Annotated in this window: 15 protein-coding genes; 4 read left to right on the forward strand and 11 right to left on the reverse strand. The window is 56.4% G+C overall.

Annotated features, from left to right (window positions below):
* Positions 1–716, forward strand: a 716-nt coding sequence (locus AC2FND_RS00765) for an adenylate/guanylate cyclase domain-containing protein (protein WP_496767337.1), incomplete at its 5' end; no start/stop codon positions are given.
* Between the two features lie 76 nt (positions 717–792).
* On the opposite strand, the gene AC2FND_RS00770 is transcribed toward AC2FND_RS00765, so the two are convergent.
* The 6 genes from AC2FND_RS00770 to AC2FND_RS00795 all read right to left on the reverse strand — a co-directional run bounded on the left by AC2FND_RS00770 (position 793) and on the right by AC2FND_RS00795 (position 4482).
* Positions 793–1587, reverse strand: a complete 795-nt coding sequence (locus tag AC2FND_RS00770) for a DUF1217 domain-containing protein (protein ID WP_496767338.1) — start codon at positions 1585–1587, stop codon at positions 793–795.
* The gene (gene flbT, locus AC2FND_RS00775; protein ID WP_480871141.1) at positions 1584–1985 is read right to left on the reverse strand and encodes a flagellar biosynthesis repressor FlbT; all 402 of its coding nucleotides are present in this window, start codon (positions 1983–1985) and stop codon (positions 1584–1586) included. The genes AC2FND_RS00770 and flbT overlap by 4 nt, the downstream gene beginning before the upstream one ends.
* On the reverse strand, positions 1985–2359 hold the full coding sequence (gene flaF / locus AC2FND_RS00780) for a flagellar biosynthesis regulator FlaF (protein WP_267366590.1): 375 nt from the start codon (positions 2357–2359) through the stop codon (positions 1985–1987). The genes flbT and flaF overlap by 1 nt, the downstream gene beginning before the upstream one ends.
* A gap of 77 nt (positions 2360–2436) precedes the next feature.
* Positions 2437–3648, reverse strand: coding sequence for a flagellin N-terminal helical domain-containing protein (locus AC2FND_RS00785; protein WP_209505009.1), 1212 nt, complete (start codon positions 3646–3648; stop codon positions 2437–2439).
* A 209-nt stretch (positions 3649–3857) separates the two neighbouring features.
* The gene (locus AC2FND_RS00790) at positions 3858–4217 is read right to left on the reverse strand and encodes a flagellar biosynthesis protein FlgN (RefSeq protein WP_209598372.1); all 360 of its coding nucleotides are present in this window, start codon (positions 4215–4217) and stop codon (positions 3858–3860) included.
* On the reverse strand, positions 4207–4482 hold the full coding sequence (locus AC2FND_RS00795; RefSeq protein WP_209598373.1) for a rod-binding protein: 276 nt from the start codon (positions 4480–4482) through the stop codon (positions 4207–4209). Before AC2FND_RS00795 ends, AC2FND_RS00790 begins: the two co-directional genes overlap by 11 nt.
* Before the next feature lie 110 nt (positions 4483–4592).
* On the opposite strand from AC2FND_RS00795, the gene AC2FND_RS00800 reads away from it, so the two are divergent.
* Genes AC2FND_RS00800 through AC2FND_RS00810 form a run of 3 tightly spaced genes read left to right on the forward strand, consistent with a single transcriptional unit; the run spans position 4593 to position 7441 of the window.
* Positions 4593–5837, forward strand: coding sequence for a flagellar hook-length control protein FliK (locus tag AC2FND_RS00800; protein WP_496767339.1), 1245 nt, complete (start codon positions 4593–4595; stop codon positions 5835–5837).
* A gap of 3 nt (positions 5838–5840) precedes the next feature.
* Positions 5841–6503, forward strand: a complete 663-nt coding sequence (locus AC2FND_RS00805) for a flagellar hook capping FlgD N-terminal domain-containing protein (RefSeq protein WP_496767341.1) — start codon at positions 5841–5843, stop codon at positions 6501–6503.
* A 50-nt stretch (positions 6504–6553) separates the two neighbouring features.
* Positions 6554–7441 (forward strand): phosphotransferase, encoded by an 888-nt coding sequence (locus AC2FND_RS00810; protein WP_496767343.1) that lies wholly within the window; start codon positions 6554–6556, stop codon positions 7439–7441.
* Here AC2FND_RS00810 and AC2FND_RS00815 read toward each other — a convergent pair.
* From AC2FND_RS00815 to AC2FND_RS00835, 5 genes are all read right to left on the reverse strand, one after another.
* Positions 7434–8738: an NAD(P)/FAD-dependent oxidoreductase gene (locus tag AC2FND_RS00815; protein ID WP_496767345.1), complete on the reverse strand. Its 1305-nt coding sequence runs from the start codon at positions 8736–8738 to the stop codon at positions 7434–7436. The two genes, AC2FND_RS00810 and AC2FND_RS00815, sit on opposite strands and share 8 nt — an antisense overlap.
* Positions 8735–9553: an ABC transporter permease gene (locus AC2FND_RS00820; protein WP_496767347.1), complete on the reverse strand. Its 819-nt coding sequence runs from the start codon at positions 9551–9553 to the stop codon at positions 8735–8737. The genes AC2FND_RS00815 and AC2FND_RS00820 overlap by 4 nt, the downstream gene beginning before the upstream one ends.
* Positions 9550–10440 carry an ABC transporter permease subunit gene (locus tag AC2FND_RS00825; RefSeq protein WP_496767349.1) on the reverse strand — a complete coding sequence of 297 codons (891 nt, stop codon included), beginning with the start codon at positions 10438–10440 and terminating at the stop codon, positions 9550–9552. Before AC2FND_RS00825 ends, AC2FND_RS00820 begins: the two co-directional genes overlap by 4 nt.
* Entirely contained in the window at positions 10440–11567 is a 1128-nt protein-coding gene (locus AC2FND_RS00830) for an ABC transporter ATP-binding protein (protein ID WP_496767351.1), read from the reverse strand. Before AC2FND_RS00830 ends, AC2FND_RS00825 begins: the two co-directional genes overlap by 1 nt.
* Positions 11568–11636: 69 nt before the next feature.
* Entirely contained in the window at positions 11637–12722 is a 1086-nt protein-coding gene (locus tag AC2FND_RS00835; RefSeq protein WP_496767353.1) for a polyamine ABC transporter substrate-binding protein, read from the reverse strand.

Raw genomic sequence — 12722 nt, forward strand, 5'->3', positions numbered from 1 at the left:
GCCTAGTGTTCGAATGCTCCTCGGTGATCGCCCGCTTTTACGAAGTGTTCATGCAACGCGAGAATGCGCAGGTTTTGCTGGAAACATATGTTGGAAAACGCTCTGGCGCACGCGTATTGGGGGGCGAGATCCGGCGCGGTGACGGGGATGAAATCGACGCTGCAATCATGTTCTGTGACCTCCGCAACTCGACAAGCCTAGAAGAGAAACTGGGGCGGGGCGCATATATCAGTGTTTTGAATGAGTTCTTTGAAACCGTCTCGGGTATCGTTCACGAAAACGAAGGCGAAGTTCTGAAATTTATTGGTGACGCTGTTTTGGCAGTTTTCCCGGCAACCGATGAAAACGCCAGCGCGGCCCGGGCTAACGCCCAGCGCTCGGCAATCAAAATCGTCGAAACGTTGGGAGAATTGCGCAAAGCAGGTACCGACATACATTGCGACTGTTCGATTGGCGTGGCTTATGGGCGTGTCACATATGGCAATGTGGGCTCTCGTGAACGTCTTGATTTTACGGTTATTGGACAAGCAGCTAACATTGCTGCGCGCTTGGGCGAATATGGGAAAACCGAAGGGCATCGCATAGTCGTATCCGAAGATATCGAGCCTGCCTGTTCTAACGCTATACCGTTAGGCGCGGTCAACCTGCACAACGTGTCTCGACCCGTTGTATGCTACGCTTTGCACACCACAGCCGACGAGATTTTGAACGGTTAACTTTTGGTTTATGCAGACCAAATGTGAGACCTAGGATACTAGATTGCGGCCCAGGCTTTTGCCCCGCGTCTTCTAATCACACAGCCCCAAGCAAGATTAAAGCGGTCTGCGCTGGCGATATCGTACTCTGAAGGCCCGCGATTTGACTTCTGGCCAGATAGGCGTCGGTCAGGTTCTCCACCGCCTTCTGGTCCGAAAACTGTGCCAAATCATCCGATCCGGTAAGGCGGAAAAGCCGACTTTTAAACTCGACCAATTGTTTGTCGATATCCAGTTGGGCGAATGACTGCGGCAGCCCAAGCGCCGTTTCCATCATTTTGCGCAGTGGTGGCAATCCCATTAGATCGAACCATTTCGTGTCTGTACTGTTTCCACTTTTCGCCAGGTCAGACAGCTCGCGCTGGGCATAGAGCGAAATGCGCATCGTTTCATCCGACTGTCCGACCGCAATCTCAAACCGCGCAGACAGATTGGCCTGAGCTATCTTTTCCATATTGGTTACCAGCACCGTTTTTCGAACAGCCCCTGGCCCAAACCCGAAAGCATCTGAAAATTCCCGGTACCGTTTATCCGCCAAACGATTGGACAAAGCGTCATCCGCCCGTGTTCCATCCTCCAGGATTTTCCGGATAAAGAACCGGTTATCCACATCCCCTTCCAGCCCAAATGCACCCAAAGCGACCTGCAACAATCTGCGGTCCGAAACCAACTGTTCGGCGGTCTTCACTTTCCCGATGTTGTCCAGGAAATACCTTGTCTCCCTCTCATTCACTGCCGAAGACGAGAAACTTTGAAACTGACCTTGATAAGTACGTTGCAGAAACCGCCAGCCAACGATTCCGCCAGTCGGAATGACAGGTTGAAAGCTCATTGCTGATAGGCCATCAACCGTTCTTCGCGCGGAAGAAGCGAGCGAAGTGATTTGAGGCATTTATAATATTGCTCGGCCACCAACGCATCTGTCACCTCGGACAATACACGGCGGCTGTCTGTATCTGTAAAAACCTGGCTCAGCTCTTCGACGCTGCGCAACAGATGTTGACGTGCCCGAGCCGGATCCATGTCTCCGGACAGAACAAGCTGTGCGGCATAGCAGACACGGCGCACCGGAGTATTTACTTCATCCGGGTGTATCGCATCGCGCAACCGCAGGACATTGGCCTGCGGCGTCATGATCGAAAACCGGCCACGGCGGTCGCCGTTTTCAATCACAACACCATTGATCAGCACCCTTTCCTTCGGGGCGAGTTTCAGAACCAGCCCGCTCATCAGGTTGCCCTCATCTGGCGCAATCCGCGCAAAATCGCCGTGTTTATTTCAAGCAATGGTTCGATCGACGCGCCATCCGCCAAAATGCGGCTGCTGTGCAGTTCCGTAAACTCGGCAAGGTAAAAGATCCTGGCGCGAATATCGTTTGGCAACGCGTTTGCCGAATCCGCGACACCCGTCGCCAACACGCCCCATAACCGGCGGTTTTCGTGCACGGCCTGAACAAACGCTGAGAAATCCGTTGCCTTGCGCGCTGTAGCCGCCTTGAGACGCCGTGTAATCCTGGAAATTGCCTCATATTCAGTATCACGGGGCGTTCGCGTCGGCGCGGCGGCTTGCGCATAGGTGTATTGAGCGAGGGTTTGCGGGGTCACTTGAAATCCTTCCAAAAAGCCGTCGTCAGGTGGTCACGACCGGGGCGCGAAAACCGCGCCCCGGACCGCGTTGCGTATTAGCGGAACAGCGACAGGATCGACTGCGGTGCCTGGTTGGCGATCGAAAGCGATTGTGTTGCCAACTGCTGCTGCACTTGCAGAGCCTGCAAACGCGCCGAGGTTTCTTCCATGTCAGCGTCGACCAGCGCGCCGATACCGGATTTGAACGAGTCAGAGAGATTCGAAATGAACTCTTTCTGGGTCTCGATCCGACCCTGTGCCGAGCCAAAGGCGGCCGAGGCATCAATCGAAGTATCGATAAGCGATTCGACAGCCGCCAACGCAGCGGTTGCCCCCGCACCTGTCGACACATCAATACCTGCCAGCGCACCCAGACCACCGGCACCCGCATTCACGAACTGAGCCGAGAACGAGATGTCAGATCCTGTGCCGTTTGTAACCGACAACGTACCCGCAGTGCCGGAGTCGTAATCGACGGTCAGGCCGGTAATTCCCAGCTCTTCGATCTTCGATTTCAATCCGACAGCAACAAGGTCACCGGTCGTCGTCGCAGCAGCATCTTCCGCGGAAACGGTATAGGAAACAACCTGATCGTTAATGGCGACCACAACCTTGTCTCCCGCCGCGAAAGCGCCACTGGATTCATCGGTAACCAACGCCGTCGCAGCCGTCGCACCATTGTCAATGGTTGCCCCCACGCGGTCATTGCCGGTCGATGCGCCGGTAGAGCCATCGAAAACCTGTTTGGTGACATATCCACCGGTCGACAGGTTCTGCCCCGAGACTGAGATTGACGACGCAGTCACCGCCCCGGTGTTGTCACGATCCAGCGATGCGAGGATCGATGCAGAGCCGGTCGAGCCATCGACAAGGTTCAGACCGTTGAACTGGGCCGCGCTGACAACCGATGCGATCTGATCCTTCAGTGCAGTCACATCGTCATTGATCTTACCGCGGTCAACGTTGTCTTCCTGCGCCGCGACGATCTTGCTTTTCATCTGTGTCAACAGGTCGGTGACTGTTTCAGACGCATTTCGCGCAACCGCAACAGTCGATTCGCCCAGCGCGAGGCTGTCTTTGATCGCGTTGAAGCCCTTGACGTCGGATTCCATCACCTTCGAGATCGCCCAAACCGCCGAGTTATCCTTGGCAGTCGCGACGTCCTTACCGGTCGAGATCGCGTTCTGGGTCATTGCCAGGTTCTTGTTGACCGACTTGAGAGTTTGCAGCGCAACCATCGCGCCATTGTTTGTCAGAATGCTGGACATTGCCTTTTCCTTTTACCTTCGGGCCATTTTCGCCCATGTTCACCCCGCTGTATCTGCGGGCATTGGTGTCTTTCTGACTTGTGCGACGCGCCGCGTGGCTGTTCGCGCCACCTGATGTTTCCAGGTGCAGCATCACTCTTGAGCCCGATCCCCTAACGGAGTGCTAAAACGCCCGGACCAGGTGTTTCAGATTTGAATCAAACCCAGGCCTATGCGCGTTTTTCCAGCTTTGCCGTATTTCGAACGGAAAACTCACTTCGTTGCCCATCCGCGCCGTACGTGCTGAATTCCTGCCGAACCCGTCGCAGTTCAGCCATGCGGCTGGCGACGGCCCGAATCCCGTCGGCGGCACTGTTCAGCAATGCCTGATTGCGTTCGACTTTCTGCTGCACTCGAACCAATGCATCACTGTCAAGCACCTGAAGGTCGTTGATCGCGCCGATCAGTTTTTCTTTTTCCGGCACCATATGCGTCAGTCGATCCAGATCGCCCTGGATAAGCGCCGCACGCTCCAGATCCAGAACTTCTTCCAGAGATTTGATCAGTGCCATGTCGACCTCAGACGTCATCGGTTTTCTCCATCAGAGATTTCAGCAGAATTTCTGACAAACCCACCCCACCAGCGCGGGCCAGTTCGCGTGCCTGATGCTGAACAAGAAACGAAGAGAACTGGTCTTCACCGGCCCCTCCTCCAAAGGACTGGCGCGTCTTGCCCAATCCGGCCGACTTCATCATTTCGCTCAGGAATGCGGCCTCCAACTCGATGGCCGCGTCTTTCAGTCGGGTCTGGGCCAAGGGCGTTTGAGCCACCTGGGGAGTTGCTGAGACTTGCATGGTTTTCTCCGAAAATGCTTTGAACTTTCTCGATCAAAGGTGAAAGCGGTTAAAATAAACGTAACTTCCTGCGGGCAGAGTTCTGATCAATTACACGGAGCCAGAGCAAAATGCCCAACCCACTAACGCTGGCGGCCGCAGCGCCAACAGCAATTGCGAGACCCAATTCGCCCGCCAAAGAACCGGGTCGGGATGACGGGGCGAGCAGTTTCGAGGACATCCTTGAACAGGGAAACGAAACAAGTCCCGCCACTGACAGTACGCTTTTGGATGCTTCTATCGAAACCACCGACGAAACTGCCGAGATTGAGGTTGAGGCCGTTCTGCCAAACACGGATGAAGCATCTGTCGAGGCGATTTCACCTTGGGCACCAGAGTTGGCAGATAACATTTCACCGCAGGCCGAAATGGCCGGGACATATGAAACGCCTGGGGCGGATTCGGTGCGTCCCGCGCCGTTTTTTTCTGCCGCAGCGGACATCCCTGCGACAGGCGCGACAGAACCGGAACAAACCGTTGCGTCAACGGGTTTGCCCCGTCAGACCGACATTCAACCCTTTGTGGCCGGGCAACCAACCGAAGGGCAGGTTCACACCGCTTCGACCCAGGTCACGCCAGCCCCAAAACCCTCAGAGGCTTTGCCTGTGCTGAGCCAGCCAACCCGATCAAAGGACCAGACAGCCGGGTTGAAAGCCGAACCCCTCGTTGAAAGCACAAAGGTGGCGCCCGAGACAGCAGAAGTCGCTGCCACGCCCAATCCGACAAGTCCAAACCGCGCGACACCCGTTGCACAGCTTCAACTGATCCTCAACTCAATCGAAGCGGAACAGGCGGCACCGGCACAGGAGGTTGACTCTGTGCCCATCGCCTTAGACGAACCCGTTCAGCAAGCCCCCCGCGAGGTGGCACAACACTCGGCGATGCCTTCTCCGTCCGCCCGTGCTGAAATTGCCCGTGCCATAGCTGGGCAATTGGCGGCAACGATTCAGACCCGACCGGGAACCGGTATCATGGAAATCTCGCTCAGCCCTGAAGAATTGGGGCGCGTATCCATTGTGCTGAACGGTCGGTATGACGGGCTGCAGATGACAATCGCCACCGAACGCCCGGACACGATGGAGCTTATGCGCCGCCACCTGTCCGTTCTTACGGAGGAGTTTCAGAAACTGGGCTATGAAAACCTGAACATCGATCTGGGGACTCCGTCGGATTCAGGTGCACGGGATCAGTGGGCAGATGAATTCGATGCTCAGGCCGCACCGGAATCCGAACCGGTTCAGTACGTACACCTCGCGCAAGCCGAGCCGCATCCACAAACTCTTGCCCCGGTCAGGGGCATCGATATGAGATATTGAAAGATGATCACACCCGTCACCGCCGTACAGGCTGCCACCTCTCAGCAAACTGCCGGTCCGTCCCGGAGTTCTGCGATCACCTCGGATTTCGAAACGTTTCTGCTGATGCTGACCGCGCAAGCCCAGAATCAGGACCCGCTGGAGCCGATGGATTCAACCGAATACGCATCGCAACTTGCGCAGTTTTCGATGGTTGAGCAACAGGTTCAAACCAATGACCTGCTTTCCGCCCTGACCAGCACGCTTGGCAGTGTCAATCTGAACGACCTTGCAAGCTGGGTTGGAATGGACGTCCGATCTGCATCGGGGTTCCACTTCAACGGCCAGCCGGTAACCTTGTTCTCGCACGCGGACCCTGACGCGGACGCAACCAAACTGGTGATCCGTGATCATGAAGGCACAGTCGTCGACACGGTTTCTGTTCCCACAACAGCGACGGAGTTTGCTTGGGCAGGTGTGAGTTCCTCAGGCGATCCGATGGCTGCTGGCAACTACACCGCGACGCTGGAAAGCTACAAGAATGACCGGCTGATTTCCGAGAATCCGGTCGCTGCCTATAACCGCGTCGTCGAAGCGCAGGTGGGAGAGGATGCTGTTCTGCTGACCCTGCAAGGTGGTCAAGTGATTTCCGCAGATCTGGTCACTGCGGTTCGAACGGGCGCTTGATCTGTCGGGCAGGACGGGCCAAAGGTTGGCAACTCGACTCGCCAGAAGAAGTGAAAAGACCTCTGCCCGACCTGCCTGTCCCCCCTCATGATCTGGTTGAACACCTCAGCACTTTGGGGTTGGTCAACATGTATGCGCAGTTCGAAATCCTGTATGGCGGTCGGACCAACAGGGTTTGGAAAGTGCTAGGGGACAACGGCGACAAAGTGCTGAAGCTCTACAGCCCGACCTTACGCAACCCCTTGTTTCGAAATGATGCCAAGCTGGAAGCCCTCTGCCTCAAGGCGTTTGGTCCGACCGGTTTTGTGCCCAGGCTACGCGCCGCAGGGCAATACAAAGACGCGCATTGGGTGTTTTACGACCACGCACCCGGAACACCTTGGCAGAATGGCTCGGACAAAGTTGGTGACCTGCTGCGCAGGCTGCATTCGCTGCCCAACACTATTCCAGCGCCTGTGGGGTGCAACGGCAGCGCGGACCTGATGGCCCATGGATGCAGAATTCTGCAAGGGTGCAGGTCAGAAACCCGAAACGAACTGGCAAAACTGCAACCTTCGGTATCCGTCCCCCCCACGACCAAGACTTGCCTGATCCATGGCGACCCGGTCGCTGGAAATATTCTGGTTGCATCCCGCGGCCTGACCTTGATCGACTGGCAATGCCCAGCCTTTGGCGACCCGTGCGAAGACCTTGCGATGTTTCTGTCCCCGGCGATGCAAAGGTTGTACCGGTGCTCACCTTTGTCGAACGCGGAAGAAGTACAGTTTCTGTCCGCCTATCGCAGACCCGAAATTGTTGCCCGCTATCAACGGCTCAAGCCATGGTATGCTTGGCGCATGGCCGCTTATTGCCTGTGGCGCGCGGAAAACGGTGCACCCGACTATTCCGAAGGGTTGAAACTGGAAATCGAAACCCTGAAACCGATTGAGTTTACCTGAGGTCGGAAAGCGCAAACAGGGCGTATGCCGGTGGCATCAATACGCGACGCCAGCGACCCAACGGAAACCGTTCAGGCGTTTGCTTCATCGGGGCTGGCAAACGGGCATCCTGGCCCAAAGCCAGCCGCGCCAATGCGCGCCCGCTGTAAGTACCCATAGCGACGCCGTTGCCATGATACGCAAATCCGGCAAACATGCCTGGCTGCTTGGGTACGGCACCGACATAAGGCATCAGGCTTCGCGAAAGGCACACCATCCCCGACCAGATATGAGTCGCCTCAACCGACGCCCAGGCCCGGAACATGCGTTTGAAATCCTGTTGAACCTTTGCCCGGATCGCGGCCTCGGACCGGGGCGACGACAACAAGCCGCCTCTCATTCCGAACAAAAAGCGCCCATCCGGCATTAGGCGAAAATAGTGCAGAAGATTACGCGTGTCGTAACATATCTGGTCCGAGTTCCAGCCCTGCGCCGATAGTTCTGCCTGGCTAAGCGGGCGTGTTACCATCACCGTCGATTGCGCAGGCAAGTAGCGTCCGGACATCCAATCAGGGATGTCTTCGCTGGAATACCCGTTGGTACAAATCAGCACGACCTGTGCGTTAACCTGCCCCGCGCTTGTTTGCAGCCTGAAGCCGGACGTCGTTTTTTCAATGTTCAGAACGGGGCTGTTCTGAAAGAAATTCACACCCGAAGCTGCCGCAGCGCTGGCCAGTCCGAACAGGTATTTCCGGGGATTGAGCCCAAAGCCGACCGGCAGAGTATACCCTCCGAAGAATGCACCACCCATACCAAGCGCTGGCAAATCAGCAGCTTGGTGCAGAATGCCGGTCTCGTCCGCGTGTCGGCGCAGGACATCCATCGCATGTCGCGAGTGGGCCAGTTGGGTCTCACCACTGGAATGCGTATCCGCATCTATCCGATGCCGCGCCAGCAGATCAGCAACCAGCTGGACCGCATCCTGTTCAGCCGTCTCATAGGCTTGCGCCGCTTCGCGGCCATAGCGGCGCACCATAGACTTTTGCCCTAGCTTCGATCCACCAAGACAGCAGAAACCGCCATTGCGACCTGATGCGCCCCACCCCGGTGGGCCTGCCTCGAACACAGCTACCGAGGTCGCGTTTTCGGCCAGATGCAAAGCCGCTGAGACCCCTGTAAAGCCGCCACCGACGATAGCAACATCAACCTTCAGGTCGCCGGAAAATTCCGGCCAGCTCGGGCTGGAAACGGTTTCGTCCCACCAGCATCCACCACGAGGCCCCGCGCCATAGGTGTACTCGGGAAATATCCGTTTCATTCGGTGCGCGCAGCGGCCTGCTCGTCCTGCCGTTGACGCATCATCGCGCTTTTGGTCACAAGTGAGGCCGTAATCACCCCAACCGTCACGACCGCGATCATAATCGTCGACAGCGCGTTTATCTCGGGGCTGACGCCCAGCCGCACGGCCGAAAAGATCTTGATCGGCAGGGTCGTCGCCGACGGACCCGATGTGAACGACGCGATAACCAGATCATCCAGCGACAATGTGAAAGCCAGCAGCCAGCCCGAGATTACCGCAGGCGCGATGATCGGCAGGGTGACCAGACCAAAGGCCTGCGCGGGTGAACAACCCAGATCCAAAGCGGCTTCTTCCAGCGACTTGTCGAATGTCACAAGCCGTGACGAGACGACGACCGACACAAAACACATCGAAAAGGTCGTGTGGGCCAGAACGATGGTCAGGATACCCCGGTCCAGCCCGATCCCGATAAACAGCAACAGCAGGGACAGGCCGGTGATCACCTCGGGCATCACAAGCGGTGCATAGATCATGCCGGAAAACAATGTCCGGCCAAAGAACCGCTTGCCCCGAACCAGCACATAAGCGGCCGTAGTCCCCAGAATCGTTGCCAGTGTCGAGGAAAACACCGCAACCCGGACCGTGACCCATGCAGCATCCAGAAATGCCTCGTTCTGAACCAGTTCGCCATACCATTTGGTCGAAAACCCGGCCCAGACCGTGACCAGCTTGCTTTCATTAAAGCTGAAGATGATCAGGATGATCATCGGAATATACAGGAACGCAAAACCCAGCGTCAGCGAAACCGTGTTGAACCAGCTTAATCTGTTCATCCGTCAGCCTCCGCCTGTTTCTGCTGGTTGCGCTGGAACAGCACGATGGGAACGACCAGAATAAGCAACAGCACGATCGCGACAGCACTTGCCACGGGCCAGTCTCGGTTCGAGAAAAATTCTTCCCACAACACCTTGCCGATCATCAACGTGCCGGACCCACCCAATAGTGACGGGATCACAAACTCACCGATCACGGGGATCATCACCAGAAAACAACCTGCGATGATGCCCGGTCTGGACAGTGGAATGGTGACCAGCCAGAAGGCTTGTGCCCTCGAGCAGCCCAAATCCTCGGCCGCCTCGATCAGCGAACCATCCATGCGTTCCAATGACGAATAAATCGGCAGGATCATGAACGGGAGATAGGTGTAAACAATACCGATATAGACAGCGGTCGAGGTGTTCAGGATCGTCAAAGGCGTCGAAATGATGCCCGTCCACAGAAGCAGTTGGTTAAGGTACCCTTCATTCGACAGAATGCCCATCCACGCATAGACCCGGATCAGGAATGACGTCCAGAAAGGCAGGATCACCAGCATCATCAGCGTTGGCCGCCATTCCTCGGGCGCGCGGGCCATGCCATAGGCGATGGGATAGCCAACCAGCAAAGTCAGAAAGGTTGAGATCAAAGCGATCTTGACGCTGGACAGGTACGCTTTCCAGTACAGGTCGTCCTCGGTCAGCCAGACGAAGTTTTCAAGATCAAGCTGGCTGAAGAACTCTTTGATCCCCGACCAACCAGCTGAAAAATCCAGTGTCGGTGTATAGGGCGGGATCGCAAGCGCGGTATCCGACAGCGAAATCTTCAGAACGATGAAGAATGGCACCATGAACAGCGCCAACAGCCAGACATAAGGTATGGCGATCAGAACAGCGCGGCGCATCAGTCGGCCAGCAGAACCGCAGCCGTGGCCGTCCAGGACAGCCAGACCGGGTCTTCCCAGGTGAATGAACGGCGCGAGATGCGGCGGGTGTTGGCCGTCTGTGCCTTGATGATTGTGCCGTTTGCAAGTTCAACGTGATAAGTGGACAGATTGCCCAGATAGGCTATGTCGTGAACCTTGCCCTGCACGGCGTTGACCGCATCGGCGGGCCGTTCGGCAGAGATCGTCACTTTCTCGGGGCGGATCGCCAGATGACACAACTGACCGTTTTCAAAGTTTTTTGCTGACCCAGCGGTCAGCGGCGCATGTCCTTCGGCCCAGTCTACCTGATAGGTATCCTCTCCGACAGATGTCGCGCGCCCTTCAATGATGTTCACGTCCCCGATGAAATCAGCGACATAGACCGAGGCAGGATTCTCATAAATCCGGTCCGGAGTGGCAACCTGCATAAGCTGGCCCTGATCCATCACCGCCACACGGCTGGCGACTGTCATGGCCTCTTCCTGGTCGTGCGTAACGATCACGAATGTGGTGCCGGTTTTTTCCTGAATATCCATCAGTTCGAATTGGGTGTCCTGGCGCAATTTCTTGTCCAGCGCGCCCAGCGGTTCATCCAGCAGCAAAAGCTTGGGTGCCTTGGCAAGCGAGCGCGCCAGCGCCACACGCTGTCTCTGCCCGCCTGAAATCTGATGCGGTTTGCGGCGGGCGAACTTTTCCAGCCGGGTCAGGCGGAGCATCTCTTCGACACGGTCTTCCAGATCGTGTTTGGGCATTCTGTCCCGGCGCAGGCCAAAGGCGATGTTTTCCCAGACGCTGAGATGCGGAAAAAGGGCATAGGACTGGAACATCATGTTTACGGCCCGCTTGTTGGGCGGGATCGGGTCGATATCCTTCCCCCCAAGCAGGATTTGGCCTTCGGTCGGTGTTTCGAACCCGGCCAGCATCCGCATCATCGTCGTTTTGCCACATCCCGACGGACCAAGCAGGGCAAAGAACTCTCGCTCGAAAATATCCAGAGACAGGTTGTCGATGGCAGTAAATTCACCAAAACGCTTGGTCACGTTTCGGAACTGGATCAAGGGTTTTGCCTGCGGGTCATCCCATGGCGCAAAGACGTCAGAATTCACTACGGCCCTCGTTCGAATAGCTGGAAAGAGAGGCAAGGCGGCGGAGCCGCCCTGCCGGTGCAATTCGGATCAGGTGCCCGATTTGACCTTGGTCCACAGACGCGTCACGACCCGCTGCGTTTTCGCCGGATAAGGTGTCGTGATGTACAGGTTTTGCATCGTGGCATCATCCGGGTAGATGGCCGGATCGCCGATCACGTCCTCTTCCAGAAATTCCTGAGACGCTTTGTTGCCGTTGGCGTAATACACATAGTTCGATGCCGCCGCCATGTTGTTGGCGTCCAGAATGAAGTTAAGGAACGTGTGCGCGCCTTCGGGATTTGGAGCATCGACAGGAATTGCCATCTGGTCGAACCACATCAGCGACCCTTCGGCGAAGGGGTGGTATTCGATCTCCACTCCGTTATCTGCTTCAGCGGCGCGGTCGCGTGCCTGAAGGATGTCACCCGACCAGCCAACAGCAACGCAGATGTCGCCATTTGCCAGTGCATTGATATATTCCGAGCTGTGGAATTTCTGGATATGCGGGCGGACTGCTGTCAGAACCGCTTCGGTCTTGCCGATCACGTCCGCGTCGTGGCTGTCAGGGTTTTCTCCAAGGTATTGCAGCACCATGGGAATGATCTCGGCCGGGGCATCCAGGAAATGCACACCGCATGTGGCCAGCTTCTCCATGTTCTCGGGTTTCAAAACCAGGTCCATGCTGTTCAGGGCAATGTCGTCGCCCAGAACCTCTTTGACCTTACCGACATTCACGCCGATCCCGGTTGTTCCCCACATGTAGTTGATCGAATACGCGTTGTCCGGGTCATAACCGGCGGTTCGCTCTTCGATTACATCCCAAAGGTTTCCGGCGTTCGAAAGCTTGCTTTGGTCCAGCTGCTGAAACGCACCAGCCTGGATCTGGCGCTGAAGGAATGTACCTGACGGCACCACCACATCATAGCCCGAGCCACCAGCCAGCATTTTGGTTTCCAGAACCTCGTTGCTGTCAAACACGTCATAGATCAGGGTCAGACCTGTTTCTGCTTCGAACTTGCTCAGCAGTTCTTCGTCGATGTAGTCGGACCAGTTGTAAACACGCACCTCTTCGGCGAATGCCGCCGAAGTCCCCAATGCGACGACCGCTGTCATGGTCAGCGTTTTGATTGTCAT

The organism is Ruegeria sp. BHSB056 (genome assembly GCF_059613305.1).